Consider the following 26,873-nt stretch of genomic DNA (forward strand, 5'->3'; position numbering starts at 1 on the left):
AAACTCTAGAAAGACTGAAAATGTTTGAATTACAGGATTACCACCTGAAGAGTTTTGAGGCCCTGTATAATCTTTCAGCAGGCTTGACGTTTTCAGTAATTGCTGGCCTAAATTTTCATTTAATAGTTAAAAAAGTGCAGATCGCTGCTCATAGAAAGCACTTAAAATTTGCTATAAACTTAAAAAATAAACAAAAAGTATTGTTTTTTTTAACAATTAACCTATTTTTTAATCACTCACACTGAAAAAGTGGAAAACAGTCAGAAAAGCGTTTGACAGTCTGTGAGGATTCTCTATAATGCACCTCATCAAACGATGAAGACGTTTAGAAAGGGCGCTTAGCTCAGTTGGTAGAGCGTCTGCCTTACAAGCAGAATGTCGGCGGTTCGATCCCGTCAGCGCCCACCAAGCTTCTTTCACGTTGAGACCTTATAGTGCAGCGGTAGTTCAGTTGGTTAGAATACCGGCCTGTCACGCCGGGGGTCGCGGGTTCGAGCCCCGTCCGCTGCGCCACTTTAAGATCTTGATATTCGTTTGCCGCAATAGTGACATTGTGTAAGTGCAGCGGTAGTTCAGTTGGTTAGAATACCGGCCTGTCACGCCGGGGGTCGCGGGTTCGAGCCCCGTCCGCTGCGCCATTTACATGATTGATCTTTTGAGGGCGCTTAGCTCAGTTGGTAGAGCGTCTGCCTTACAAGCAGAATGTCGGCGGTTCGATCCCGTCAGCGCCCACCAGATTCTTTTGCGATGCAGCGGTAGTTCAGTTGGTTAGAATACCGGCCTGTCACGCCGGGGGTCGCGGGTTCGAGCCCCGTCCGCTGCGCCATCTCAAGAGAAATTAGATTTAGGTCCCTGAGCTTAAATTTAATAAAACTAAAGATTGACACTCTTTATCAGGGCGCTTAGCTCAGTTGGTAGAGCGTCTGCCTTACAAGCAGAATGTCGGCGGTTCGATCCCGTCAGCGCCCACCAGATTCTTACGATGCAGCGGTAGTTCAGTTGGTTAGAATACCGGCCTGTCACGCCGGGGGTCGCGGGTTCGAGCCCCGTCCGCTGCGCCATCCTAAGATCATTCTGCTTAAGCTCCTAAGTTTAAGATATTCATATCAAGACTTGTTGGTCTTGCTTCATAAAATAGCCCTGCTATTTTATTCCTCAGGGCGCTTAGCTCAGTTGGTAGAGCGTCTGCCTTACAAGCAGAATGTCGGCGGTTCGATCCCGTCAGCGCCCACCATATCTTTCTTGCCTAAAATCTGATTATTCCCTAGAATTCAAAGTCTATAATAATTTGAAGATTTCATGGCCATGAGAAATCCATATCAGCGCAAAGCCGCCTCAAAAAATCAAAATTCTACTTACGATCCCAAATATGCTTATAAACAGTATATTGAAGCGATTGTCACCAATGCAGGCATTTTTGCACTTTATCAAGACGGCTGGGCACTTTGTGCGACTCCGACCGGACAGCGGGCTTTTGCCAGCTGGCAAAGCAAGGGTTTGGCCAGGCTGCTGATAAAAGACAACTGGGCCAATTATCAGGTCCAGGAAATCAGTCTCAAGGATTTTGTTGAGAAAGTCATTCCTTTTTTGCGTCAGGAAAAGACCATTCTTTCACTGGATTTAACTCCGGAAGGGCAGAATATTCTGGTGGTGCCAGAAAAGTTACTGCTTGATATTAAAAATTATCTCTATCAGATCTATATACAAAAACCCGAACTTTTTAAAAATCCGGATCTGCCGTTGCCGCGGCAGATCCGTTTACATTAGGATGTATTTAAATAGACCCTTATATCCATTGAAGAGCCACTCATCAACACAAACTATTTGCCTAACCAGAAGTGATAGCGAATACACAGAGAAATGGCGGCACTGAGGTTGATGACATGCTGATAGCCCTCATATTTGGCAATTGCACGGGCGCGTGGCGTATGAAAGCCGAGTTCGCCCGTGATAACCCTCAAGTTATCCGGATATGGCTGGACATATGCTGCTGCGTTGTCCAGACAGTTGTTTAAAGTGAGAGGGGCTGTCCAGACCCCTTTTTATGAGCAGTAGCACAGTAAAGATCAAGCTCAGGCTGTGTTTAAGTTGACTGGAAATTTTTATGTCCTGATTGTTTAAGAACAGATTAAGTTGTCATCTCTGTATGCAATAAAAAACCGGATAGCTTTGCCCGGTTTTTTGATTTTATATCGTTTTAATACACATCACGACGATAACGGCCATCCTGACGTAATTGATCGACACTACTTTCTCCGAGAATCTCGATCAGGGCTTGATCAACATCACTGGCCATGCCGTTAATGCTACCGCATACATAAATCACTGCCCCCTGAGCAATCCAGGTTTTTAGCTCTTCTGCCTGTTCACGCAGCTTATGATGTACATAGACTTTTTCCGGCTGGTCGCGAGAGAAGGCCAGATCCAGACGTTGCAGTGTGCCCATCTGTAACCATGCCTGAATCGTTTTTGCAAAGAAGAAATCATGTTCACGCTGGCGCTCGCCGAAGATTAGCCAGTTTTGTGTATAGTCCTGACGGTTACGTGCGCTCAGCAGGCTGAGTAGGCCGGCAATGCCAGTACCATTACCAATACAGATAATTGGACGGTTATCATCCACCAGATGGAAGGATTCATTGTTACGGATACGTAAGGCAATTGAAGTATTTAACGGCGCATGCTCGGTCAGCCAGCCTGATCCCAGACCGAAGCGGCCTAGGGCATCGCTTTGTTGACGAACCACTAGGCGTAAAACCTGCTGGCTGGGAATACTGGCAATCGAATATTCCCGGGTAGGCAGAACAGGTAATTGCTCAAGTAGCTGCTCCAGAGAGTCAAAAGGCTTGGCTTGAGTCAGGTCACGGTCCCAAAGCGCCTGTTCAATATTTTGTTGCAGAGATGGGACCTGTGTACCGGCAGCAATCTGGTATTTTTGCATGAATGCACGAATACGTTCCGAGCTATTTCCTGGCTGGATCTCGGCAATATCACCTGCCTGCCAGATGGCTTCATGCTCGGGAGTCAGTTCAATACTAAAGGCTGGCGCACCCAGACTGCCCGGATTGAGCAGCTCACGTTGATGCAAAGTCCATGAATCAAAAGTCTTGTCAATGCGCATGGCTTGTAATTCCAGTTGCGTGACCTGTGCCAGTGCCTGATTCCACTGCTGGATATGTTCATGATTGGCATTATCCACTTCAATGGTCGGGAATAATGGTGTGGCGGCATTCTGCTGCAACCATGCATCAATACGATGGCCAAAACTGCAATAGGTGTCTGGATATTCCTGGGAGCCGAGTGCCAGAACTGCATAACTGAGATGACTGAGGTTGGTTTTTGCAGACAGGATTTTTTTCTCAAAAGATGTAGCCAGATCCGGTGCTTCGCCGGTGCCATAGGTGCTGGCAACAAATAACACCTGTTCAGCCTGTTGCAGATCGCTCAGGCTTAACTGCTGTACTGTTTTAACTTTAACCGGTTGACGCGCTTCTTGTAAGGCGGTTGCGGTACGCCAGGCCAACTGCTCGGAGACACCGGTTTGTGAAGCATAGGCAATCAGCCAGGGGGGGGTATTTGAATCTAAAGGAATGGCAGTAGCACTTTGACGGGCAGCCAACGTCAGTTTCTTCTGTTTACGGCGTTTCAGATACAGCATCCAGCCAGTCACGAAGAATAGAGGCATTGTTAAAGCTGCCAGCATGACTAGGAACTGGTAGACCGGACCAAAGAAGCTCCCCCGGTGGACGGGCAGCATACTGCTCATAATTTTTTCATTTAACTTTTTATCTTTATAGAGCTGGACATCATAAAACTTGGCATCAGCATAATGATAACTTGCCGTATTCCGCGCACGTTCATGCTGAGGGATCGGGTCCACGAAACTCAACTCTATTTTACCATCGGCTTTTTTCGGAAGAGTAAACGTCACGCTCGAGTATCTACCGGAGAATTCAGTATTAAAACCCATCCAGCTTTGCTCCAGTATCTGCACAGTTGTTTCTGGAGGCAGAGTGTTTTCAGTATTTTTACCACTGCGACCCGGATTGGCATTGGCCTGCATGGTTGGTTGTGGACGCTCGACTCCTAATACTTTAAACATGCCATTACGCCACCAGTCATACGACCAGTACAGGCCGGTGCATGCGAGCAGCAGGTAGAAAATGACTACCCAGGTTCCAACTACGGCATGTAAATCCCAGATAAAATTTCGGCCTTTTAACTTCGGCTTAACCAGGAACCACTGTTTAATTGAATGGCGTTTGGGCCAACGCAAATACAGGCCGGACAGTACGAAGAAGATGAGCATCAGGGTACAGGCACCGGTAATTTGCTTGCCGAATGGACCCAATGTTAAATAGCGGTGTAACTGCTGAACAAACTGGAAGAACTCACGGCCTTTAAGCTCAGGCAGGGCTTCGGCCGTGTAGGGGTTCAGCATAATATTCTGGCCGCGTCGTGCACCTTCTTTGGCGATATTCACTGTGCTGGATGCAGCCGGATCGCTGGCCACCGTAACGCTATTAATTTTGGCCTCAGGCTGGTTTTGCTGGAAACGTTGATATAACTCAGCTGGGCTTAGTTTTGGTTGATTTTGTATCTGAACCACATAACTGTCAGTATTTATCCATTTTAAGATTTGCTGCTCATAAGAATAAATAGCTCCAGTGACTCCCATGATGGAAAGGATCAAACCAGCGCTAATCCCCAGAAACCAGTGGATTTGGAAAAACATTTTTTTTAACATGGGCGTCAGATGAAAGTGGTTTATACAAAATTATGAAAATTATAGCTGGAAATTATAGAGTTTGAAAATAATATTTATTCTCATTATCATTTATATTGCGGTCTAGGTAATTTTTTATAAAAAAATATTGTAAAAAAACCTCCATGCCCAGGCAGGAGGTTTTTGAGCTTCACTTCTATTTAGATCTGCTTCGGCTCGCCCACTTCAGCTTGTAGATGTTTGCGGATGGTGGCAAAAGAGAAATTCTTGCTGTCCATACGTTTTGGCAGAATATAGGCACCTTGTTGGCCCTTTACCTTGAAATTGACCAGGATAAATTCAGGGGTGTTATACCACTCGTAAATATCTTTCCAGCCAATCGCACCCACACCTTCCTGCATGCCCATTTTCTGGCGCATCACGAGGCCATGCGGTTGCACGCCCAGACGAATGCCTTTGATTTCCTGAACCGGAAATTCATTCATCTTGCGTTTGACATACCATTCCATGCCAAATGTACGAATCAGGTAGTACAGCACCACACAGACAATTGCCACCCAGCAGAAGACAGTCGAATAGTTCTTGAGCAGAATAATACCCAGAATGGAAAGGGCCACAATAACACCCATGATCAGCCAGGCTTTCATGCCAATTTTATTGGTACTACGCCAGATCGTCAGCTGAGCATGACGCTGCTCTGCTTCTGAAATTTCATAGTTCACAGGCTGTAGGGTATAAGCGTATAAATTTTTCGCGGTCATAATGAAATTAACAGATTTAAAACTTTAAAAAGTTTAGCATTAATTGGATGCATTCAGTGAGTATATTGTTCCAAAATCAGTCAAATTATAGGGAAGCCAGTTCGGTAGCCTGTTGATCGTGCTCATGGCTTAAACTTTGCTTTAACTGACTGAGCTGGTTCAGAATACTAAAGATCAGCGACAGCTGCTGTAAGATGATTAATGACTTTTGGTCATCTTCCCGATTGTCGGACAGGCGTTGACGAATATCCAGCAGCATCTTGGGAGCACTCAGATCCGGCATTTCATCATGCAGCAATGCACCGTGAATATCGATCAGCGCCTTGTCGAGCAAGTCCAAAATATCCTGATCCTGAATTTTTTCCCGATGCGCACCCAAGGCCGCAATATAGCTGATAAAGGTATGGTTCAAACATAAGAACTCAAAAGCCAGCGATTTTTGCTGCGGATCGAAGTCGGGCTCAGTAGCCAAAGTCGAAATCAGCGAAGCCACTTCGGCATCGGTATTATGCGCAGCGCGGCGCACCACCCGATATTTCAGGCCATTATTGCGTCCTGACTTATACTGTTCAATTACTTCGCCCAGATAATCACACTCGGCTTGTAGGGTACGATTGATGCTGCGCGGTAGACGACGGAATTTCCAGTCGGGGAAGATAAAGCTCACCCCAAACCAGGCAATCGCACAGCCAATCAGGGTGTCGATCATGCGCGGGAAGGCTGCGGCAAAGCCCATTCCATCCAGGTTAAAGTTAATCAGGGCCAAAATGGTAATAAAGGCCGTGGCCTGAGCATACTGTTTGCTGCGTAATTCAAAGAATAAAATACCACTGATGACCAGCAGTAATAACTGTCCTTCTACCGAAGGTACAAAATATAAAATCGCATAACCCAGCGTAATACCGGCCAGCGTCCCAATAATGCGTAAACGTAAGCGGCGCTTGGTGGCGTTAAAGTTAGGTTGGCTGACAAACAGGGCCGTCAGCAGAATCCAGTAACCATATTCAATATCGGTTAGCTGCACAAAGATATAACTGATCAGCAGCACAATCGACAGGCGGATGGCATGCCGGAACAGCACGGATTCAGGGGTCAGATGCTGCTTGATCCGGATCTTAATATCCTCCCAGCCTTTAAGATCATCATCTTTCAGCTGGTGGTCAATATACTTGGCCCGGTCAAATTTGATATGACGCTCAGTTTCCAGATTACGCAGCTGGGCATCAATCGATTTCAGGTTCTGATAGAGCGAAAATAAGGCATTTACCCAGACCTGATCATATTGCTGTTCTTGTCGTAGCTTTTCCAGAGACTGTCTCAGATTGCCAAAGGCATGTTTGAAACGCTTGTTATGTACATAGGTGGTGCGGAGCTGAATACTGTCCGCCAGGTCCTTACAGGCTTTGGCCTGAAGGGACAGGATGCGTTGAAAACGAAACAGCACATCACTGTGTTCAAACAGCTTGGCCAGTTTCTGGTAGTCAATATGTGCCGAATCGGCCCGCTCATGAATATCCTGCGCGACAAAATAGTATTGCAGGCTGCGGCGGGTGTCCTTCTGCCCACGGTCACCTTTCAGGCGGGTTAACAGCACTGTTTTCATTTCATTAAAAATTGAAATGAGTTTGCCATTTTCCAGAGATAGCTCAATGATACTCTGCTGATAGCTGTTCGGGGTCATGTCGACATCAAACAGATTGGACTTGGCATATAGAAAGTCACCCAGTGAGGCATAGCATTTGGCCAGACTATCCTGCGCACGATGGGCCGGAAAGAAGAGAAAGCTTAAGGTGGAGAGCAGACCATACCACATGGCCCCAATCACCAATAAGCCGGCCTGCACATACCAGCCATCAAACAGGTCAACGCCCAGCATGGAATAGACGGACACCACCAGACAGCCATACGAAATTGTGGCATAACGCCGTCCCAGTGAACCGAGCAGAATCAGGGCTATACAAGAGACAATTAAAGCCAGCGCAAACAGAATCGGATAAGGAAATAGTAGATACACACCAACAGCGGTTATAAAGAAACCGAGATAGGTATACAGTTGATTCAGGATGCGCACCGAAAAGCGGTCATCAATATCGCTTAAGCCAGCTGCTACCACTCCCAAGGTGAGGGGAATAGTCATTAATTGCTGCCCCATAAAATAGGGCACAAAGGCTGTGCCTATAAACGCGACCAGCATACGCAGGTTATACATCAAGGTCGTATTATAAGTGGTGCGTTTAAGATGATTAAGCCAAGATTTCAACGGTGATCCTTTATCCTTCGGTCTGGTGTGGGGGAGAGTGAATTTTCGCGTAAAAATGCGATCTCGATAACATTTAATTTCCATATAAATCATACTATGTGCTGTGTTAACTTGTCTGCATTCATCGCGTTAAATCTTAAATCTTAAATCATGAACTCAAGCAATACAGTACAGCAGCCTTATCGTATGTCCTGGATTATTTTATTGGCTTCGCTGACTGCATTGGGGCCTTTATCCATTGATATGTATCTGTCTGCCTTGCCAGAAATGGCCGCAGACTTTGGGGTCAGTACCCAGATGGTCGCTAACAGTTTACCTGCCTATTTTCTGGGGCTGGCGCTTGGGCAGCTGATTTATGGTCCGATCAGTGACCGGGTCGGACGTAAGCCGCCGCTGTATTTCGGGCTCTGTCTTTATATTGTGGCGAGCGTGTTGTGTATCTTTGCCCAGAATGAATGGAGTCTGATTGCAGCGCGGATTTTGCAGGCCTTAGGCGGCTGTGTAGGCGTGGTCATGGTGCGTGCTGCGATTCGTGACCGTCTGGATATGCAGTCGGCCGCTCAAGCTTTTGCCAGCATGATGATTGTGACCAGTATCGCACCGATTGTTGCACCCAGCTTGGGCGCTTGGGTTTTGATTTTTTATGATTGGCACATGATCTTTGTGGTCCTCATGATGAGTGGCCTGTTTATGCTGGCTTGCGTACATTTTCTGTTTGAAGAAACGCTAAAGCCGGAACAGCAGCTGAAACTGAACTTTCAGCAGGTATTAAGTCTGTACCGTGCCATTTTTCAGGACGAGAGTTTCCGGCATCCAATGCTGGTAGGCTGTCTGTCGGGTGGCATCATGTTCAGTTATATCAGTGCCTCTTCGGCTATTTTTATGGACCGTTACCAGCTGAGTGAACAGCAGTTCGCCTATGCATTTGGAGTAAATGCGATGGGTATCATGTTATCTTCAGCGCTTAATAAACATCTGGTGGGACGTTTCACGATACGGGGACGACTTCAACTGGGACTGTGGCTACAAGCCCTTGGGGTGAGTGCTTTACTCATTATGGGGCTGCTGGATACTCAGTCAGTCATTCCCGTTCTGGTCGCCCTGTTTTTGGTCGTGGCGGCAGTGGGTTTTACCGGTCCTAATGCGATGGCACTGGCCATGTCCGAACAGGGCGCGCGAGCGGGCACCGCCAGTGCCATTATCGGCAGTATGCAATTTACCTGCGGCTTGTTGGGTGGGGTTTTACTCAACTTTTTACTCTGGAATGCATTATTGAATATGGCTTTGGTGATGACCTTGCTGGTCTGTATTGCAATATGGATGCAGTGTAAATTAGCCTGAGCAATCGAGCCTAAAGAAGGCATCAAAGCGGTGGAGTGTAAAAAAAGCCAAGGGCTTTGTCCCTGGCTTTTTGAGTAAAACAAAACTTCTTAATCAGTGATTTAAAAATACTGCGAATTCCTCTACCGGAACACGCGGGGTGATATAGCTATTGATAATATGATCAGGGTCGGCATAACCCAGCGCCATGCCACAAATCAGTTCTTCCTCTTGTCCTGCACCGACCACTTCCAGCACAAGCTGATTAAAAGGATTCCAGGCAGCCTGTGGACAGGTATCCAAGCCACGCGCTTTGGCGGCAATCATGACATTTTGGATCATCATGGAAACATCCATTTTAGAGCCGATGCCCAGCGCCTTATGTAAAGTAAAGAAGAGCCCTACCGGTGCATCAAACAGTTCATAATTTCGCAGCTGTTGACGAGCCATCTTCTCTTTTTCGCCTTTTTGAATGTTGAGCAGGCCATATAAGCCCCAGCCATTTTCACGACGACGTTCTATAAAAGGCGAAAACCATTGCTGCGGATAATAGGAAAAAGTTTCGCCATAGTGTTCTGCTAGCGCGGGATTGGCCTGTAATTCGATTTGCGCCTGACACACCCGTTGTACCAATTCATCCCGCTTTTTGCCTGTCAGCACATACACTTTCCAGGGCTGGATATTGGTTCCTGAAGGTGCACGACTCGCAACGGTTAAAATATCTTTGAGCAGCTCGGTGCTGACCGGAGTATCTAAAAAAGCACGCACGGAATGACGTGAGCGAATGGTTTGGTCTACTGCACGAACGAGGTTTTGATCCATTTTGATATCCAATCTTATATCCTTACGATTTTGAATGACTATAAACTAAACAAACAGTTTGGTGGGTACAAAGTGAATAACGTGATGAGCTGTTATAATTTTTTTTCATTCTGAGGGGAATTAAAATGCCTGTTTCAAGAGCTAAATCTCCTGATTTTTTAAGTGATCTATTAGGGTCATAATATGCAGGATAAACTGCTGCAAGCTCTTATAAGCGGCTGAAAGCGTGATAACAGGCATCTCTTGAGGCCTTTAAGCTCCTGGAAAGTTCCAGATGGTAGACGACTAAAGTAGCCAGAAGATCAAATTTTAATGTAGAGATTAAGAGTTTATTTGAATTAATAAATGCTAAATTTTATATAAGAAATAATAACTTATAATAATTTTTTATAGGTGATTTAACTATTTCTAATAAAAAATAATAAAACTTTATACAAAGAAACAGCATAATGTGCGACTTTTCATCTGAATACATGTGCTTTGAAGAAATTCAGCTTTACATGGCTAAGATCTACTTAAAATAAAGTTATTCCAAACGGCTTGTTTTAAGCCAATTAGGTTGAAAGCGCTCAGAAAAATGTAAAATATTTTTGGGTAGTAAATGACAGTGATTCATCAGCTTTCATATAATTAACTGCTCGTTTTGAGCAGGCATGAAGTTGAAAGACAGGCTGTTTTTTCGCTTTTATAAATCTCTCATTTATTGAATATGATCATCATGATGATATTCATAAGTTTGAAAGGGATGATTAAGCGTTTTGTGATTCTAAAAGTGAGAGATGACTTCGAGGCATTTCTGGCGTAGTCATCATAGGTTGCAAGCAGACTGCAACATAAAGTGACTTTTAGAACGACAAAAAACTCCAGATCATCTTGGGCAAAAATTATGGATTTTACTTTTAACGCATTTTATACCTTGATCGCGGCAGCTATCGTGCTGTTACTCGGACGTTTCCTGGTCAATAAAATCGAATTCTTAAAACGTTACAACATTCCTGAGCCTGTTGCAGGTGGTCTGGTTGCAGCGATTCTCTCATTGCTGGTACACACATTCTGGGGTTATAGCATTACCACAAGTGCCCAATTGCAAACCAGTTTTATGTTAATTTTCTTCTCCTCAATCGGTCTGAGCGCCAACTTTTCCAAACTACGTGAAGGCGGGATTGGGCTGGTGATCTTCCTGATGGCGATTTCTATATTCATTGTGATACAAAACGTCGTAGGGATCAGTCTGGCGACTTTACTGGGCATCGATCCGCTGATTGGTCTGATTGCTGGTTCAATTACCTTGACCGGGGGACATGGTACAGCAGGAGCATGGGGTGAAATTCTGGAAGTTCAGCACGGTATTCAGGGTGCGCTTGCACTGGGAATGGCCAGTGCGACTTTTGGCCTGATTATTGGCGGAATCATTGGCGGACCTTTGGCTAGGCTTCTGATTAACCGTCACAATCTGGCGACTGAGCGTACCAACCAGCAGATTGAAAAGCGCAACAATACCCCGATGGATATTAATTCTACGGAATATATTCCATTTGAATATCCACATCAGGTACGTCTGATTACCGCGGATAACGCAATTACAACGCTAGGCCTGTTTGCCGGTTGTCTGGCATTTGCAGAATTTATGACCGGCTTTAGCCGAGGAACGGCATTCGAGCTGCCGACTTTCGTATGGGCGCTGGCAGGCGGTGTGATTTTGCGTAATGTGCTGGAAGGTATTTTTAAAGTTCAGGTCTTTGACCGGGCGATTGATGTTTTTGGAAATGCGTCCTTGTCGCTTTATCTGGCAATGGCATTGCTTTCTTTAAAACTCTGGCAACTGGCAGATCTTGCAGGACCATTGATGGTGATTCTGGGGGCGCAGACCTTAACCATGGCCTTATATGCAGGTTTCATTACCTTCCGTGTGATGGGTAAAAACTATGATGCTGCGGTACTGGCAGCCGGTCACTGTGGTTTTGGCATGGGGGCGACTCCGACTGCGGTAGCCAACATGCAGGCGATCACCAATACCTATGGCCCATCGCATAAGGCGTTCCTGATTGTGCCGCTATGTGGTGCATTCTTTGTTGACCTGATCAATGCAACGGTCATTCAGATGATTCTAAAGTTCTTTATATAATTTTTTGTATACAAAACTTTGGTAATGCAGATCGGTGGATGGAAATAATGGCCAGTATGTACCTGATTGCAATTTTGTTAATCAAGGCGCATAGCGAACTGTTCCAGCATGGCTATTCTGCTAAACACCAAGATCAAGTCAATTTAAAGAGCTGCTAAGACTTGGCAGCAAAAGCCCCGACTGGTTCGGGGCTTTTTTACTGGCTGGAAATAGGAAAAGAGATTTAAAAATAGTGGAGATAGCCCTGGTATATGATAAAACCGCTGATCAGGCTCGCCCAGACCGGCAATTTGGAACGAAGCAATAAAATCATGAGGAGGACAAATAGCAGATCCGACCAAGAGCGGAAAGAACGCTGCGACAGATCGAGCAATAAATACAATAACAAACCCACCACAGCTGCATTGATGCCACTAACTGTCCGCTGAATATAGCGTTGTTGCATCAGCCAGGACCAGTAAGGCAGGGCGGCAAAGACCAGCAAAAACGAGGGCAGAAAAATCGCACAAGTGGCAAGAAGGGCATTGAGCCAGGGAAAGGCTGTCCATGGAAGCAAGGCACCCACATAACTGGCAAAGCTGAACAGGGGACCGGGCATCAGCTGGGCGAAGGCATAACCCAAGTCAAATGACGGCCCGGAAACTAGATGTGTGGCCACAAAATCCTGATAGAGCAGTGGTAAAACCACATGGCCTCCCCCAAAGACCAAGGAACCGGTCTGATAGAAATCTGCAAAAAATTGCAGACTTTTCCATTCAGTGAAGTGGACGATAAGCGGAAGCAGGAAAAAGGGTGAGATAAAGATAAGCAGCCAATAAGGTGCAGCAGACTTTCTGGTAAATGTTGAGTCAATGGCTGGAGCATGCTCTGCATTTGGCTGTTGAGTAGACGCTGGCCCAGACCTGGCCATGAGCAGGCCACTGATGGCTCCCAGCAGAATTACTAAAAGCTGGTTAAAACTGACGCTGATCACCACAAGCAAAAGGGTCGAGATCAGCACCACGGCATATTGCCAGGCCGTTTTACAGAGACTGTTCAACATCTGCCAGAACGCCCAGGCGATCACAGCGAAAACCACGAGTTGCAGGGTGTGAAAGCTATTTGCGTCTAAGATATAAAAATAATGCTGTCCCAGCAGCGCAATGCCTGTCATGAGCATCGCAGAAGGGAGGGTGAATCCCAGCCAGGCCATCAATGCGCCGGCATAACCTCGCTGTAGATAACCAATGGAAAGACCGACCTGACTGCTACTTGGACCCGGAAGCAGATGGGCCAGCGCTACCAGCTGACCATAGAGCGGGTCGTCTATCCACTTTAACTGCATGACAAATTTACGGTGAAAAAATACCAGATGGGCGGCAGGTCCGCCAAAGGAAACACAGCCAAGTTGTAGGAAAATCAGGAAAATCTGGTATAACGAAGGTCGAGTCATACAGTCGCTGCAAAAATATAGATAAGCTAAGCCAACTGTATGACAGTTTTACGAAATTCTACAGATTATTTGCGCATGCGTTTATACACTATGCTGTTTTGGGTGAGGAAGGTCTTCGCTACATGCAGAATTATGTATTGAGTCTGGTCATTATAAGTGTGGTGGTGCTTGGTGGTTGCCAAACTGTGCCCATGACATCTTTGACCAATCATTTACAGTCTGCTGTCATTGTAGAAGCCCAGTCGCGTCCAAATCTTATTAATTTCTGGAAGATAAAAAAAACCGAACAGCGGCCGATTGTTGCCCTGGTCTTAGGTAGTGGCGGGGCGCGTGGGTATGCGCATATTGGTGCGATTGAGGTGCTGGAGCAGGCGGGCATCCGTCCCGACTTTATTGTAGGTACCAGTGCCGGCAGTCTGGTCGGATCCATCTATGCCAGCGGTAAGCCGGCAATTGAATTACGCAATATTGCCCTTAACATGAAAGCGAATGATGTCCGGGACATCCGTTTGGACCTGAAAGGCTTCTTTGATGGTAAAAAGGTCGAGGACTATGTCAATCTGCAGGTTGACCAGATGCCGCTGCAGGACATGAAAATTCCAATGTTTGTGGTGGCAACAGCACTTAAAGAAGGCAAAAAGGTGGTCTTTAATTACGGCAATACTGGACAGGCGGTACGTGCATCCGTATCCATTCCGAGCATGTTTATTCCCACGCTGATTCAGGGCCAGGAGTACGTGGATGGCGGGCTAGTGAGTCCGGTGCCGGTTAAGGTTGCGCGTGAACTCGGCGCCGATATTGTTATCGCCGTGGATATACTGGCACAGCCTATACACACCGAAACCAGCAATGTCTGGGGACTGTTTAACCAAAATATTAATATTATGCAGCAGCGTCTGGCCCATGAAGAGCTGCAATATGCCGATGTCGTCATTCAGCCGGACTTGCGTGAGAAAGGCCATATTTTCGATGTGCGTGGTCGGGAAATGACGATGCAGGCCGGAATTGAGGCGACCCAATACAAGCTAACCGAGATTGCCCAAGTCTATCAAAAGCATAATTATATTCGCGGACATCGTATTCCCCAGTTGTTGACCCATGAAGCACAATAACGTTTTGGAAAATCAGCCGATCTTTTCCTCTTTTTGAATATGGGATGAAAGCTGTTGGAACTAGATCTCCTCCAGATACTGAGCAGGGCTATCGTTTTTGTCTATGATCTGATTATCTCCCCCAGCTATTTATTGCTTATATATTCACAAAATATAGAATATAATTAAATACAAGAGATTGAATTATAAAAATATAATATTTTTATAAAACTCTATTGCTGTTAATTTGAACTTTTAACATATTTGTTTATAGACTTAAGTTAAGCAAATATTTCAAAAACATAATCTGCATGCCAGAATGTATTTTAATGAATACTAAAAAATTTGAGAGCTTTATGAATCATATTGAAATTGGACAACACGTTAAACTGGCACAATTTGAATCTTATATTTTCACCGTAACTGCTGTGCATGCAGATGGTTCGGTTGATATTGAAACCACACTTGATGGGCAGCAAATACTCAATTATGAAAAGGTTGCTCGAGAAATGCTCAAACGGGTCGAGGAAGAAAAATAGCTTAAGCATTAAAGTGCTGCTGATTAAAGTCGAGTATTTGCTGATAAAGTGCAATTCAAATATAGGTCGTTTATTTGCCTTAAATAAACTCTTATTTAATTTAAGCTTATTTTCTGCATGCTGAAAATGCGATAGAAATAATTAAATATACTTTTTTCTATATAAAGTAATTTTCTGTATAAATAATTGTGATGTTTTATTTGCCGAATTGAACATTTTATTTATGTTAAAATTGATATAATAATGACCTATATCATTGTCATTCAAAGAGTTCAGAAAAAACGATGACCCTTTTAGATCAAATTGCCCCAGTATCGGATGACCAGTCTGAGTTAACGATGTCCGTTCTGATGACACCAGATATGGCGAATTTTTCAGGAAATGTTCATGGGGGCACCATTCTGAAACTACTGGACCAAGTGGCTTATGCTTGTGCCAGCCGCTATTCGGGCAGTTATGTCGTGACCCTATCTGTAGACAAGGTGAATTTTAAAGAGCCGATTCATGTCGGTGAATTGGTGACTTTCCTGGCCAGTGTGAATCATGTTGGCCGTACTTCTATGGAAATTGGTATTCGTGTAGAAGCACAGAATATTCAAAAACGTACTGTACGTCATACCAATAGCTGTTATTTCACCATGGTTGCAGTCGATGAAAATGGTAAACCAAAACAGATTCCACCGCTGAAACTCGATAATGACTGGAAACGCTGCCGTTTTGAAGCTGCAGAGCAACGTAAAGTGGCCCGCTTGCAGGAAAATCATCATCCATCCTGCAGCATCTATAAAAAAACTGCCCATAGCTAAATAGTGAAATTGTCATAAAAAAAGGCTTTTTGAAAGGTCTTTTTGATGAAAACCAAATACAGGCTCTAGTCGGGCCTTTATTTTTACCTTAATATGAAACGATACGTATCGTTTCGATTGTGGAGCTTTTAAAGGTGGAAGAAAAATCCTCACGCCGTCAGGACGAGATTTTACAGGCAGTCAAGCAGGCTTTGACTGAAGGTGACTATTCCCAGCTGACCGTTGAAGATATTGCTGCCCGGGCAGGCGTAGGAAAATCAACCATTTATCGCTGGTGGAAACATAAATCGGAACTGGTGCTGGATACCTTCAAGCAGCATACCGCTTCGGTATTTGAACTGAATGCAGAAGAAAGCTTGAGAACCAATTTGATCCAGCAGTTAAGCCTGCTTGCCCAGGCTTTAAATCATCCAGTGGGGCGGGCCTTGCTGGTGGTGATTGCGGATCATCGGGAATTGACGAGTGAGTTTTTTCAGCAGTATTTATTGCCGCGTCGCCAGCAGACCCATGAATTACTGCAACAGGCCATTCAGCGCGGTGAGATCCGGGCAGATTATCCTTTTGATCTGATGCTGGATAGCCTGTATGGCCCGATTCATTATCAGATTATCTTTTTTAACCGGCTGCCGGATGAAGTCTATATCCAGAAGCTGGTCGACCTTGTATTAGCTCCAGTGCTGGTTTCTGTTTGAGCGTGTGACTTTTAAAAGTGGGTGTTATGTCAGTTGCTCCTGAGCGGTTATGGAATCGCTCATTCATTCTTTGCTTGTTGAATAATTTTTTTCTGTTTGTTTATTACTTTGCTTTATTGACCATCTTGCCGATATATATCATGAAAGATCTGGGCGGAACGGTCAAGGAGGCGGGTTTGGCCTTAACCCTGTTTTTGGCATCTTCTATTGCGATCCGGCCGTTTTCCGGGCTGATCATTGAAAAGCTGGGCAAAAAAGTCTCTCTACGTGCTGCCGGAGTGATCTTTGCCCTGTTTGCCTTTAGTTATCTGCTGGTCGACAGTATGAGCTCCCTGCTGGCAGTCCGGTTTTTTCATGGAATCTGGTTCAGTATTCTGACCACCGTGACGGTACCGATAGCCAACGAATTTATACCGGAGCACTGTAAAGGTGAGGGGATGGGCTATTTTGTGATGTCCACCAATCTGGGAGTGGTCTTTGGGCCGCTTCTGGCGCTGAGCATCATACAAGTGACCAGCTTTCAGGTGCTCTTTGGCCTGCTGGCGGTGATTATTTCCATCGGGCTGATTTTCTGCTGGATGCTGAATATCACGGAACTTCCTCCAGCCACACCGCTAAAGGCGGAAAAATCCAGGTTTAGTCTGCATGATATTCTGGAGTTAAGGGTGCTGGCGGTTAGCTTTGTGGCGCTACTTACGGCATTTTCCTATTCCAGTATCACCAGCTTTATTACGCCTTATAGTGAGTCTAAGCAGCTCTTGGCTTATGCCGGAATATTTTTTATTGTGTTTGCTGTATCGATGCTGCTGGTGCGTCCCTGGGTGGGCAAAATTTATGACCGCAAAGGTCCAAGTGCGGTGATTTATCCTTCGTTTGTTTTTTTCGCAATTGGTCTGTTCATCGTCAGTCTGGTTTCTAATCAGTGGATATTATGGTTGTCAGCAATCTTTATCGGCATCGGCTATGGGTCCTTATTTCCATGCTTGCAAACTCTGGCAATTCAGTCGGTTGAAAAACAGCGCATGGGCCATGCGATTTCGACTTTCTTTACCCTGTTTGATCTCGGTCTGGCTGTGGGTTCGATCGTGATGGGACTGCTGATTGCACAATGGGGCTTTGAACAGACCTATATCTTCTGTGCAGTTCTAATCATGCTGACCCTATGGGTTTATCGTCAATATGTGGCCAAAAAACACCATGCAATTGTGGGCAGCTAAGAGAGGGACAAGCAGATGGAATTAAGACATTTACGCTATTTTGTGACAGTGGCGAATGAACTGAACTTTACCCGCGCCGCTGAAAAATTAAATACCGTACAACCCTCCTTGAGCCAGCAGATTAAAGATTTGGAACGCGAAGTCGAGGTACAGTTACTCAAACGCAATAACCGTAAAGTGGAGTTGACCGAAGCCGGACAGGCCTTTTTAAAAGAGGCGCTATTGAGTCTGGAACATGCCGAGCGTGCCATACAGCTGGCCAGACAAATCGCCCATGCCAATAAGGACCAGCTCAATATCGGCTTTGTACCTGTGGCGGAAATGAAAGTTTTCCCTTATATCATGCCAACCATCCGGGCACATTTTCCGGAAGTGAAAATCAATTTTCATAGTCTGACAGATGCCCAGCAGTTCAGGGCCTTAAAGAAAGGGGAAATTGATATTGCTTTTACCCGTTATATCGAGCATGCCGAAGAGCTGGAACATGTGCAGATCTTTAGTGAGCCTTTGGCGCTGATTGTGCCCAAAAGTTCCCCGATAGCTGAACAGCGTCATGTCAGTATCAAAAGTCTGAACCAACAGGATTTTATTATCAGTGATGAAGGGGCTTCCCCCCAGCTGTACAAGATTGTGACCGACTTTTTACAACAGTCCAAAATTAATGTGAATGTGGTCCAGCAATCCACCAATATTTTGCTCAATGTTAATCTGGTGGGGATGGGAGTGGGCTGGAGCCTGGTGCCTGCTTATGTGATTCCTCTACTGGGTGACAAGATTGTGGTTAAAAATACCATTGAACCTTTACCGATGATTGACCTGTATGCCAGTTACCGTAAAGGCCAGAAAAATGAATTAATTGAACTGATCCTAAAGATCCTGAATGAACAGTTTTATATGAATCTGTTTTAATTCCTCAATCAGATCTCTTTCATAAATTGCAGATTAGCCTTGAAGATGCAATATCGTGTTGCTGCCATACCTGACTCGGACTTTTAAAGCCGGGTCTTTTTTTGGCAATGATTCGAGCCTTGAGTGATTTCTGAAAGATAGTCATCCATCTAGATCTTTAAATCACTGCCTTTTTGAATATATGGCCGGATTAAGCCTCTGGTATTTGTATTCCTGTCTCATGGACAGACGCTATAAGAATCAGCAAAATACCAGTCTATTTCTCATTCTTGCACAGCTGGCCACGGGTTTCTGAAGAGCCGTATTTTCTGTTTCTCTGATTTCCCAAACGTAGGGGGGGAGTGTACCGCCCTTATTTTTATCCTGTTAGATGAAGCAATTTGTTCAGGACTGCTTTGAAGCTTAAGACGAGAAATCACCTGGGTCTGCCTTTTATCATGGATTTTTTTAGGACTGGAAACATGAGCTCTTCGCGCTAATTGATGGACCTGCTTGACAAAATAACCATTTCTTGCTTCCAATAATCTAATCTCTGTTGTACTTCAGGTGCCAATCTAAGAATTAAAAAACCATCTTTATATTCAAGTATTTAAATAGATATTGAAAGTCTCTGCGCTATTGAAGATAAATTAAAGCGTCCAAATAGACATCAAGCAATATAAGGCTGAACATGGCTTATATTGAAAATGCTACTTCTAATCAGCTTGCCTTCAAAGATGAGTACGGGTGATTTAAGGCAGGGCAGCAGTTTTGGTAATTCCTATTGAGAGAGTCTTAAAAGGCTATTGAAAACTGACGGTTATGATATGAAAAGACCACGCCAAGGCATGGTCTTCTGTGAGTTCTACTTGAGGAACTTAAACTTGAATCGAAAGCTTGTTGAACAATTGCTGACTGATGCTGTTCAGGGTTTGTGGGATAGCAAGTGCTGCCACAAAACGGTCTGGACGCAAGATCACCACAGATTCAGACGTCTGACCGAACCAAGCACGAATATCTGTACCCATATCACCAATGGTGATTACATGTTCATAGTGCTGACGCTGCGGATTATCCATTTGTATGGCAGGCAGCACCTGAATAAATTTTACGCCCAGCTTTTGCCACTTTTGCAGGTTTTCTGCTGAAAGTCCCCATTTCGGATCTACACCCCAAGCGATGATGGCGAAGTCATTGCCGATCACTTCATCCAGCAGAACGGTTTCACCTGATCCCACACGCACCTGCGGCTGGATGAACATTTTACCTACCGGTGAGTTTTTACTGTTGTGTGGAATCAGCGCGCCGTCATGATATTTAGGCATCGGCTTAAAGCGCATTTCCAGCAAGTATTGCTTGATGGGCTTGATATAGTTCAGTGCATAGGCAATCCCGTCACGTACAAAACCTTGCCATTTTTTGGGTGGTGCCAGTACGTGACCCGCCATCACCGACAGATCAATCATGGCCTTTGCATGGTCTTTACGTTCAATCTGGTAAGAGTCAAGCAGTGCCGGACCTGCTTTGCCCTGAATGACTAGCGCCATTTTCCAGGCCAGGTTAAAGGCATCACGCATACCGCTGTTATAGCCCTGACCTTGCCATACCGGCATAATGTGGGCAGCATCACCTGCCAGCAAAATACGGTCTACACGGAACTTATCAGCAATACGTGCATTGTGGGTGTAGACACGCTGACGGATCACTTCGATACCATCAGTGGTTGGTAAAACCTTAGATAACAGTTTGGCAATATTTTCAGGCTGGCTGAGTTCTTCTTGGGTCTCACCCGGCATGACCATAAATTCAAAACGGCGAATACCGTGTGGCAAGGCAGCAGACACATAAGGACGCACCGGATCACAGCATAAATAGATGTGCGGGGTCGCTAGCGGATCGTTTTCAATATCAATTACAATCCATTGGTTGGGTGCAGTCTCACCATCAAATGCCACACCCAGCGTACGGCGGACATAAGAATTACCGCCGTCACAGGCAATCAGGTATTGCGCCTGAATGGTTTCTGTACCGCCTTCTTTGGTCTGAACATTTAGTGTTACACCGTCGGCATTCTGGCTAAAGTCAGTCAAATGACGTGAGAAAAGCACTTCAGTTTTTTTATATTGTTTTAAGCCCTCTAACAGAACACGGTCGACTTGAGGCTGAATAAAGGCATTACGGCGTGAGAAACCAAACTCACGGGTTAAGGGCTGAATATCGGCAAAACAGCGACCTTTAGGAGTTAAAAAACGCATCGCATGGTTGGGTGTGGTATGTGGCAGCACCTGATCGACCAGACCTAAAGACTGAATCGTACGCAGCGACTCATCATCAATCCCAATGGCACGGGGATAATCAATCAAACTATCCAACTGTTCGACCACCGTCACTTGTATGCCTTGTTTGCTCAGGTAATTGGCAAGTGTCAAGCCTACTGGGCCTGCACCTAAAATCGCGACTTCAGTTGTATAATTTGTTTTGCCCATAGCGAATATCCATTCAATCCACAATCAATATGGGGCATTAAGGGATAAATCGGGTATTCAGACAAGCTAGGCCATAGTAGGTAATGTGTATTAAATAAAGAAAGAAAGGGTTGGATGGTTCAGAATAATTTATTGATTCTAAATGGTTAATTTGTTGTTCTTTAATAGCCGACAGCAATTTTATGATCAATTATGACTATGGTAAATGAACTTTAATCTATAAGAAAAATGCCAAACCCGCTCTCGCGTGGTTCAGCATTCTTTCATAACCAGCCGTATAGACCGAGGCCTACTGGAGTTCTACTGTGCTGGCTATGCTTCTCATTCCGAGGGTTTAGATCAGCTTAACGAGCAGCAGGCGTTGCTGAAGATTGACCTTCTGCAGCAGCTTCAGAAGCCGGCTGTTCTGTAGTTGCACCAGAAGTCGGCATTTCCTGCGTACTGACGACTACTTTTTGTTCTTCAGTCGTGTGTTCAGCTGCTTTTTCTGTTGCTGCAAAGCTGGTGGCTGCTGCTGCAGTTAAAGTGGTTGCAAGTAAAAGTTGTGCATATTTCATGTTGAGTATCCTTGGTTATTTCATTTTTAACATGTCAGCGTGATCATCACACCGGCCTGACAGGAATTCATCCTAAGCAGCGAAAATAGGCCGGGCAAATGAATTAACAAAAGCCGCACACCAGAACGAACTGAATATTTACAAATCCAAGAAAATTGTTTGTTTTTTGTTAATTATATAGGAGAAGCTTAGCAAAAAATGTGTGTAGATATTTCAGAGTTACTTGTTATTGGGTGATTCAGATGGATAAAAAGCAGCAAAAAAGCTCTGTAAGCAGAAAACAGAGCCGTATTTGGCTTCCTGTAGTTATCCATCAGCCTTTTAGTAGATTCATCTTTTATAATGGTCAGCGTTTGCTGTTTTCTATTTTGTTGCGAGTCGATTTTGAAAGTTCTTGCTGCTTCACCTGCTATTCCTGTGCATATTATTTCTGGCTTTTTAGGAGCCGGTAAAACCACCCTGTTAAAACAGCTGCTGGCTCAGAAACCTGAACAGGAGGTTTGGGCGGTGCTGATGAACGAATTTGGTCAGATTGGGGTAGACCAGCAGTTATTAAGTCAGGAGGAAGGCTATGCCGTCAAAGAGCTGCTCGGTGGATGTTTGTGCTGTAGCAGCCAGTTACCGATGCAGATCGCCTTATCGCGTCTGCTTTCCGAAGCCAAACCGGACCGGCTGTTTATTGAACCGACTGGTTTAGGTCATCCTGCACAGCTGTTAGAACAACTGACAGAACCGTACTGGCACAGCCAGTTAAAAATGCAGGTGCTGGTTACGGTGGTGGATGGCTCACGTTTGCATGATCAGGCCTGGACCCAGCAATATCTGTATGCCGATCAGTTGAAAGCGGCACAGCTGATCGTGATTTCCCATCCAGACTTGATGACAGAGGCCGATCATCTGGCACTGCAACATTTAAAAGCCGAATATCAGCCTTATGCCCAGCGCTGGCTGATGGCGGAACAAGGCCAGCTGGACATCACTGAAATCCAGCAGGACTATCAGGGCAGCCCACGCCAGCTGCAACCCTTATTAAAGCTGCGCCCACGGCTGTCCCAAACTGATGAGGCACCTGTAGTTATCCGGCAGTTGCCTTATCATTATGTCGAGCGTGCCCAAGGCTATCAGGTGGCCGGCTGGAAATTTCCAAAACGCTGGCAGTTCGATTTTTATGAATTGCTTGATCTGCTGTGTGAGCAGCAGGACTGGCTCAGAATTAAAGGGATTTTTAATACCCAGCAAGGCTGGAAAAGCTTTAACTTCAACCCTGAGCAGTTTAATTATCAGTCGGCTGAAGAAGGCATTGATAATCGGGTTGAAATTATTTATCAGCAGGATCGGGACTGGCTGGGATTTGAAACTGCCTTATTACAATGTCGTATCGATCCGGAAAAGGAAGAAGCCTGATAAAAGTCCGCTTCAGGCCCGAATCTGTGCAGCAAAGCCAGAATAAATCTTATATGCTAGGCGCCAAATTTGAGGATAATATTATGGCGTTAAAAGCAACAATTTATAAGGCAGACCTGAATATTGCCGACATGGATCAGCACCACTATGCGGATTATCAGTTGACGATGGCGCAGCATCCTTCAGAAACGATTGAGCGTTTAATGGTGCGAATTTTGGCTTTTGCACGTTATGCCGAGGAAGGGCTGGAATTTACCAAAGACCTGTTTGAAACAGATGAACCCGCCCTGTGGGAAAAAGACCTGACCGGTCAATTGCTGAAATGGATTGAGGTCGGCTGTCCGGATGAAGACAAGGTGAAAAAAGCCAGTGCCCGCTGCAAGCAGGTGGCGATTGTGTCTTATGGTACAGCGGTCGATGAATGGTATAAGCGCAACCCAAAACTGAAAACCCTGGCCAATCTTGAAGTCTGGAAACTATCTCCTGTAAGTACAGACGCGATACAGCAATTATGTGCCAGAACCATGCAATTGCAGCTCAATGTCATGGATGGAGAATGGACCTTGATTGGTGATCAGGCACAGGCGGTCATCGAGTGGGAACAGTTACAATAAGCGTCAGGATGGATGCAAGTCTCCACTTGTATCCTGGTCACAAAATCTCGTATATCTGGGAGGTCGGGTCAGTTCCAGAGTCGAGACATGTCTCATGAATTGTATGAGCTGCTGCTAGCAGTTGCGCTCGGTGCAGTTATTGGCGCAGAGCGGGAATATCACAGTAAATCCGCCGGGCTGCGCACTATGATCATGGTCAGCCTGAGCTCCTGCCTGTTTACCATTATTTCCCTGAAAATTGGTGTGGAAAATCCTGACCGGCTGGCAGCCAATGTCTTGACGGGTCTGGGGTTTCTGGGTGCCGGGGTTATATTGAAAGATGAGAACCGGATTTCCGGCATTACCACTGCAACCACCATCTGGATGACGGCTGCGCTGGGCATGGCAGTCGGTGCAGGTTATGCCTTATTAAGTATCTGGACCACGATTATAGTCATGCTGGTGCTGGTATTCCTGCTGTATGTCCAGCGCGGGATTGAATTGCTGAATCAGGAGCGCAGCTATGACATGGTCTGCTGTTTTGAACAGCATAAAATCGACCATTATGAACAACTGTTTAAAGACCATCATCTAAAAGTGATCTATTCTCATCATCAAAAAATGGAAGGACAGATTACTGGGCATTGGGTCTTAATGGGATCAGCCAAAAACCATCAAAAATTGACCCAGTGCTTGCTGCAGGATGAGGAAATTCAGCAGCTCAGCTTTTAGGCCCTTGCAAGGAAAGCGCAAGGAATTTGAGTAAATCCGGTTTATACTGCCTGAATTAAATACCGGTTTTGGATGAATGACGATGATCAACGAACTTGAAATTATTGATTTAAAAGTAGGTGAGGGGAAAGAAGCGGTCAAAGGTGCCTTAATTACCACGCACTATACCGGCTGGCTCGAAGATGGAACCAAATTTGACTCATCACTGGATCGCGGAAATTACTTTGAAACCGTGATTGGTACGGGCCGGGTAATTAAGGGCTGGGACCAAGGCATCCTAGGAATGAAAGTGGGTGGCAAACGTAAATTGCGGGTTCCGGCACATCTGGCATATGGTGAACGTAAAATGGGGAAAATCATTCCAGCCAATTCGAATCTGATTTTTGAAATTGAACTGTATGACGTAAAAACCCGTGATGAATAATCGGGCTGCCGATATCCTGTTTTTTCACTCTCTATAAAAAAGACGAAGTCATGGCTTGGGTAGGCTTCGTCGTACTCACTACAAAAAAAAATTGTACTTGTTCTGATTCTAAGTAAGATTGAAAAATAACCGGTTTTTCAGGAATATTGCGCTTTTGCAAAACATGATAAGGCATATCTATAAGGTAGTGGCGGCTTGGCTCATACTGACTGTATCGGTGATAGCTCAAGCCCAAGCCTTATCTGCTTTTGCATCGCCTCCCGAACATGATATTGCGGAAATTAACTTTACTGAGAACACCAGTACGTCTTTGGATACGGACTGGCTGTTTTATCAGGGGCAGTTTATTACTGCACCTAGTCCGGTGGTCCGGCCACAAGTTTGTCAGCTCCCGGCGTCCTTTAAAAATCTGACCGGATCAAATATGGGATATGGCACTTTTATTGGCCATTTTAAAATTCCTAAAGAATTTATCGGACGAAGAATAGCGATCCATATTCCGGCACAATATGGCGCCTATCGCGTCTATATGAATGGTGATTTTATTCTGCGTTTAGGTAAAGTCAGCACCACTGCGGCAGGTCAAGTCACCAAAAGAGCGCCTCAGATCGGTTATTTTGTACCAGAAAGCCAGTATGTTACCCTGAGTATTCAAGTCTCCAATTACAGTACTTTGCATGGAGGACTCGAACGTCCGCTGCGGATTGGAACAGCAAGCACCATTAACCGACAGTACCAGCAGATTATGATGAGTATCAGCATGGTCAGTGGCATGGTGTTGGGAATCGGCTGCTTTACAATTTTATTTTCAGTCTTTCGTGGTTCCAAGGAACGTAATAGTAGAAGTATTTTTACCTTTGGCCTGTTTATTGTTTTTCTGGCTTTGCACAACCTGTTTAATGCCCCTTATGCCTATTCGGTCTTTACCAGTATTGACTGGCTTTGGGGGATGCGTCTGCAATATTTATTCACCTTCTTGGCGATTCTGTTTTTCCTCAGCTATATGTACCTGTTTAATCAGCGTTATCTGCATCGCCATGTTTATTATATAGCAGTGGCTTTTCTGCTGTTTAACTGTGCGGTGACCTTGTTTACTCAACCGGAAATATTTGAACGTGTGGCACTGTATAGCGCTATTTTCTGTTGGGTGATTGGGGGTAATTTTATCTATGGCTTTTATCAGACCTTGCGGCAAAAACTGCCTTATTCACGTCTCACCTTATATGCAGTGGTTTTTTTGTGCCTGACCTTTTTGAATGATTATCTATTACTGATCAATGTTATTGAAACTACAAATTTACTGTTTATTTCAACCAGTCTGTATGCCTTGTTGACCATGTTTCAACAGTCCAGAAACTATGCCCATCACACTTATCAAACCGAGCAGCTAAATATACGTTTAAAGGAGCTAAACAGCTCGCTGGACCAGAAAGTGAAGGAGCGTACCCGACAGTTATATGAGCTGAATACCAGGCTCGAAGACCAGATGAATATAGATGCGCTGACAGGAGCCTTTAACCGGCGAGCTTTGAATAAAGAAATACAAAAGCACTTTTCTCATCTGCACCAAGATTCACAGCAAAGCCTGATTTTTAGCATGCTGGATGTCGATTATTTTAAGAACTATAACGATTATTATGGGCATTTGAAGGGGGATGAAATTTTACAGAATCTGGTGAAGGTGATTCAGAAAGAATTACCCGAATCTGCCTATCTAGCACGTTATGGGGGAGAGGAATTTGCGATTCTGCTGAAAAATGTGACAATTCAGGTCGCCTCAGCTTATCTGGAAAATGTACTGCGGAAGGTTCGTGAACAGCAGTTTGAGCATTTGAACCGGGGCGATCATAAGACTTATGTGACGGTGAGTATAGGCGTGGCCTGGATGGATGATCAGCAGCGTTATACCGATATTCATGAATTGATGAAAGCTGCGGATGTCCAACTTTATGCCGCAAAGCAGGCGGGGCGTGACCAGTTAAAAATGGCAGAATAAAATGA

Annotated in this window: 22 protein-coding genes and 8 tRNA genes; 22 read left to right on the forward strand and 8 right to left on the reverse strand. The window is 45.0% G+C overall.

Annotated features, from left to right (window positions below; all coding sequences use genetic code 11):
• Positions 1-332 precede the first annotated feature (332 nt).
• The 9 genes from E2K74_RS00160 (at position 333) to E2K74_RS00200 (ending at position 1,767) form a co-directional block, all read left to right on the forward strand.
• Positions 333-408: transfer RNA gene (locus tag E2K74_RS00160), tRNA-Val, on the forward strand.
• 28 nt (positions 409-436) lie between these two features.
• A tRNA-Asp gene (locus E2K74_RS00165) sits at positions 437-513 on the forward strand.
• A 48-nt stretch (positions 514-561) separates the two neighbouring features.
• Positions 562-638: transfer RNA gene (locus tag E2K74_RS00170), tRNA-Asp, on the forward strand.
• Between the two features lie 21 nt (positions 639-659).
• Positions 660-735: transfer RNA gene (locus tag E2K74_RS00175), tRNA-Val, on the forward strand.
• Positions 736-749: 14 nt separating this feature from the next.
• A tRNA-Asp gene (locus E2K74_RS00180) sits at positions 750-826 on the forward strand.
• A gap of 70 nt (positions 827-896) precedes the next feature.
• Positions 897-972: transfer RNA gene (locus E2K74_RS00185), tRNA-Val, on the forward strand.
• A 12-nt stretch (positions 973-984) separates the two neighbouring features.
• Positions 985-1,061: transfer RNA gene (locus E2K74_RS00190), tRNA-Asp, on the forward strand.
• Between the two features lie 97 nt (positions 1,062-1,158).
• Positions 1,159-1,234 (forward strand) — tRNA-Val (locus E2K74_RS00195).
• Between the two features lie 71 nt (positions 1,235-1,305).
• Positions 1,306-1,767: a DUF2750 domain-containing protein gene (locus E2K74_RS00200; RefSeq protein ID WP_151205962.1), complete on the forward strand. Its 462-nt coding sequence runs from the start codon at positions 1,306-1,308 to the stop codon at positions 1,765-1,767.
• Between the two features lie 53 nt (positions 1,768-1,820).
• Here the strand turns inward: E2K74_RS00200 and E2K74_RS14510 are convergent, their stop codons facing one another.
• From E2K74_RS14510 to yccS, 4 genes are all read right to left on the reverse strand, one after another.
• On the reverse strand, positions 1,821-1,961 hold the full coding sequence (locus E2K74_RS14510; protein ID WP_153228206.1) for a hypothetical protein: 141 nt from the start codon (positions 1,959-1,961) through the stop codon (positions 1,821-1,823).
• Between the two features lie 236 nt (positions 1,962-2,197).
• The gene (locus E2K74_RS00205) at positions 2,198-4,744 is read right to left on the reverse strand and encodes a PepSY domain-containing protein (protein ID WP_151205797.1); all 2,547 of its coding nucleotides are present in this window, start codon (positions 4,742-4,744) and stop codon (positions 2,198-2,200) included.
• 179 nt (positions 4,745-4,923) lie between these two features.
• Complete coding sequence (locus E2K74_RS00210; protein ID WP_151204731.1) at positions 4,924-5,484, reverse strand: hypothetical protein; 561 nt, start codon at positions 5,482-5,484, stop codon at positions 4,924-4,926.
• A gap of 85 nt (positions 5,485-5,569) precedes the next feature.
• Complete coding sequence (gene yccS, locus E2K74_RS00215; RefSeq protein WP_151204732.1) at positions 5,570-7,744, reverse strand: YccS family putative transporter; 2,175 nt, start codon at positions 7,742-7,744, stop codon at positions 5,570-5,572.
• Between the two features lie 150 nt (positions 7,745-7,894).
• Here yccS and E2K74_RS00220 point away from each other — a divergent pair, with 150 nt between their 5' ends.
• Complete coding sequence (locus E2K74_RS00220) at positions 7,895-9,085, forward strand: multidrug effflux MFS transporter (RefSeq protein ID WP_151205798.1); 1,191 nt, start codon at positions 7,895-7,897, stop codon at positions 9,083-9,085.
• A gap of 93 nt (positions 9,086-9,178) precedes the next feature.
• Here E2K74_RS00220 and E2K74_RS00225 read toward each other — a convergent pair whose 3' ends face one another.
• A complete protein-coding gene (locus tag E2K74_RS00225; protein WP_151204258.1) occupies positions 9,179-9,886 on the reverse strand; it encodes a nitroreductase in 708 nt (235 codons plus the stop codon).
• Positions 9,887-10,772: 886 nt separating this feature from the next.
• Between E2K74_RS00225 and gltS the strand changes: the two genes are divergently transcribed.
• The gene (gltS, locus tag E2K74_RS00230) at positions 10,773-12,011 is read left to right on the forward strand and encodes a sodium/glutamate symporter (protein ID WP_151205799.1); all 1,239 of its coding nucleotides are present in this window, start codon (positions 10,773-10,775) and stop codon (positions 12,009-12,011) included.
• Positions 12,012-12,234: 223 nt separating this feature from the next.
• Here gltS and chrA read toward each other — a convergent pair whose 3' ends face one another.
• The gene (gene chrA / locus E2K74_RS00235) at positions 12,235-13,443 is read right to left on the reverse strand and encodes a chromate efflux transporter (protein WP_151205800.1); all 1,209 of its coding nucleotides are present in this window, start codon (positions 13,441-13,443) and stop codon (positions 12,235-12,237) included.
• A gap of 122 nt (positions 13,444-13,565) precedes the next feature.
• Here chrA and E2K74_RS00240 point away from each other — a divergent pair, with 122 nt between their 5' ends.
• From E2K74_RS00240 to E2K74_RS00265, 6 genes are all read left to right on the forward strand, one after another.
• On the forward strand, positions 13,566-14,555 hold the full coding sequence (locus E2K74_RS00240; RefSeq protein ID WP_151205801.1) for a patatin-like phospholipase family protein: 990 nt from the start codon (positions 13,566-13,568) through the stop codon (positions 14,553-14,555).
• Positions 14,556-14,890: 335 nt separating this feature from the next.
• Positions 14,891-15,073 (forward strand): hypothetical protein, encoded by a 183-nt coding sequence (locus E2K74_RS00245; protein WP_151204262.1) that lies wholly within the window; start codon positions 14,891-14,893, stop codon positions 15,071-15,073.
• Positions 15,074-15,357: 284 nt separating this feature from the next.
• Positions 15,358-15,879 (forward strand): acyl-CoA thioesterase, encoded by a 522-nt coding sequence (locus tag E2K74_RS00250; RefSeq protein ID WP_151204263.1) that lies wholly within the window; start codon positions 15,358-15,360, stop codon positions 15,877-15,879.
• 134 nt (positions 15,880-16,013) lie between these two features.
• A complete protein-coding gene (locus E2K74_RS00255) occupies positions 16,014-16,571 on the forward strand; it encodes a TetR/AcrR family transcriptional regulator (protein ID WP_373688380.1) in 558 nt (185 codons plus the stop codon).
• Between the two features lie 26 nt (positions 16,572-16,597).
• A complete protein-coding gene (locus E2K74_RS00260; protein ID WP_151205802.1) occupies positions 16,598-17,788 on the forward strand; it encodes an MFS transporter in 1,191 nt (396 codons plus the stop codon).
• A gap of 15 nt (positions 17,789-17,803) precedes the next feature.
• Positions 17,804-18,697, forward strand: a complete 894-nt coding sequence (locus tag E2K74_RS00265; protein WP_151205803.1) for a LysR substrate-binding domain-containing protein — start codon at positions 17,804-17,806, stop codon at positions 18,695-18,697.
• Positions 18,698-19,554: 857 nt separating this feature from the next.
• On the opposite strand, the gene E2K74_RS00270 is transcribed toward E2K74_RS00265, so the two are convergent.
• Together E2K74_RS00270 and E2K74_RS00275 are read right to left on the reverse strand one after the other, a co-directional pair.
• Positions 19,555-21,162 (reverse strand): bifunctional 3-(3-hydroxy-phenyl)propionate/3-hydroxycinnamic acid hydroxylase, encoded by a 1,608-nt coding sequence (locus E2K74_RS00270; RefSeq protein ID WP_151205804.1) that lies wholly within the window; start codon positions 21,160-21,162, stop codon positions 19,555-19,557.
• Between the two features lie 344 nt (positions 21,163-21,506).
• On the reverse strand, positions 21,507-21,719 hold the full coding sequence (locus E2K74_RS00275; RefSeq protein ID WP_151205805.1) for a hypothetical protein: 213 nt from the start codon (positions 21,717-21,719) through the stop codon (positions 21,507-21,509).
• Positions 21,720-22,103: 384 nt separating this feature from the next.
• Between E2K74_RS00275 and E2K74_RS00280 the strand changes: the two genes are divergently transcribed.
• The 5 genes from E2K74_RS00280 (at position 22,104) to E2K74_RS00300 (ending at position 26,868) form a co-directional block, all read left to right on the forward strand.
• The gene (locus tag E2K74_RS00280) at positions 22,104-23,123 is read left to right on the forward strand and encodes a CobW family GTP-binding protein (protein ID WP_151205806.1); all 1,020 of its coding nucleotides are present in this window, start codon (positions 22,104-22,106) and stop codon (positions 23,121-23,123) included.
• An 83-nt stretch (positions 23,124-23,206) separates the two neighbouring features.
• Positions 23,207-23,737: a YaeQ family protein gene (locus E2K74_RS00285; RefSeq protein ID WP_151205807.1), complete on the forward strand. Its 531-nt coding sequence runs from the start codon at positions 23,207-23,209 to the stop codon at positions 23,735-23,737.
• 87 nt (positions 23,738-23,824) lie between these two features.
• A complete protein-coding gene (locus E2K74_RS00290; protein ID WP_151205808.1) occupies positions 23,825-24,448 on the forward strand; it encodes an MgtC/SapB family protein in 624 nt (207 codons plus the stop codon).
• An 82-nt stretch (positions 24,449-24,530) separates the two neighbouring features.
• Positions 24,531-24,872 carry an FKBP-type peptidyl-prolyl cis-trans isomerase gene (locus E2K74_RS00295; RefSeq protein WP_151204272.1) on the forward strand — a complete coding sequence of 114 codons (342 nt, stop codon included), beginning with the start codon at positions 24,531-24,533 and terminating at the stop codon, positions 24,870-24,872.
• Between the two features lie 163 nt (positions 24,873-25,035).
• The gene (locus E2K74_RS00300; protein ID WP_151205963.1) at positions 25,036-26,868 is read left to right on the forward strand and encodes a diguanylate cyclase; all 1,833 of its coding nucleotides are present in this window, start codon (positions 25,036-25,038) and stop codon (positions 26,866-26,868) included.
• The last annotated feature ends 5 nt before the right edge of the window (positions 26,869-26,873 follow it).

Origin of the sequence: Acinetobacter sp. RF15B (assembly GCF_007558235.1) — a bacterium.
Lineage (GTDB): Bacteria > Pseudomonadota > Gammaproteobacteria > Pseudomonadales > Moraxellaceae > Acinetobacter > Acinetobacter lwoffii_C.

Excerpts from the sequence above, each read along its gene's own strand:
- E2K74_RS00200 (WP_151205962.1), top strand. The coding sequence starts at position 1,306 with ATGAGAAATCCATATCAGCGCAAAGCCGCCTCAAAAAATCAAAATTCT.
- E2K74_RS00205 (WP_151205797.1), bottom strand. The coding sequence starts at position 4,744 with ATGTTAAAAAAAATGTTTTTCCAAATCCACTGGTTTCTGGGGATTAGC.
- E2K74_RS00210 (WP_151204731.1), bottom strand. The coding sequence starts at position 5,484 with ATGACCGCGAAAAATTTATACGCTTATACCCTACAGCCTGTGAACTAT.
- E2K74_RS00220 (WP_151205798.1), top strand. The coding sequence starts at position 7,895 with ATGAACTCAAGCAATACAGTACAGCAGCCTTATCGTATGTCCTGGATT.
- E2K74_RS00225 (WP_151204258.1), bottom strand. The coding sequence starts at position 9,886 with ATGGATCAAAACCTCGTTCGTGCAGTAGACCAAACCATTCGCTCACGT.
- gltS (WP_151205799.1), top strand. The coding sequence starts at position 10,773 with ATGGATTTTACTTTTAACGCATTTTATACCTTGATCGCGGCAGCTATC.
- chrA (WP_151205800.1), bottom strand. The coding sequence starts at position 13,443 with ATGACTCGACCTTCGTTATACCAGATTTTCCTGATTTTCCTACAACTT.
- E2K74_RS00240 (WP_151205801.1), top strand. The coding sequence starts at position 13,566 with ATGCAGAATTATGTATTGAGTCTGGTCATTATAAGTGTGGTGGTGCTT.
- E2K74_RS00245 (WP_151204262.1), top strand. The coding sequence starts at position 14,891 with ATGAATCATATTGAAATTGGACAACACGTTAAACTGGCACAATTTGAA.
- E2K74_RS00250 (WP_151204263.1), top strand. The coding sequence starts at position 15,358 with ATGACCCTTTTAGATCAAATTGCCCCAGTATCGGATGACCAGTCTGAG.
- E2K74_RS00260 (WP_151205802.1), top strand. The coding sequence starts at position 16,598 with ATGTCAGTTGCTCCTGAGCGGTTATGGAATCGCTCATTCATTCTTTGC.
- E2K74_RS00265 (WP_151205803.1), top strand. The coding sequence starts at position 17,804 with ATGGAATTAAGACATTTACGCTATTTTGTGACAGTGGCGAATGAACTG.
- E2K74_RS00270 (WP_151205804.1), bottom strand. The coding sequence starts at position 21,162 with ATGGGCAAAACAAATTATACAACTGAAGTCGCGATTTTAGGTGCAGGC.
- E2K74_RS00275 (WP_151205805.1), bottom strand. The coding sequence starts at position 21,719 with ATGAAATATGCACAACTTTTACTTGCAACCACTTTAACTGCAGCAGCA.
- E2K74_RS00285 (WP_151205807.1), top strand. The coding sequence starts at position 23,207 with ATGGCGTTAAAAGCAACAATTTATAAGGCAGACCTGAATATTGCCGAC.
- E2K74_RS00290 (WP_151205808.1), top strand. The coding sequence starts at position 23,825 with ATGTCTCATGAATTGTATGAGCTGCTGCTAGCAGTTGCGCTCGGTGCA.
- E2K74_RS00295 (WP_151204272.1), top strand. The coding sequence starts at position 24,531 with ATGATCAACGAACTTGAAATTATTGATTTAAAAGTAGGTGAGGGGAAA.
- E2K74_RS00300 (WP_151205963.1), top strand. The coding sequence starts at position 25,036 with ATGATAAGGCATATCTATAAGGTAGTGGCGGCTTGGCTCATACTGACT.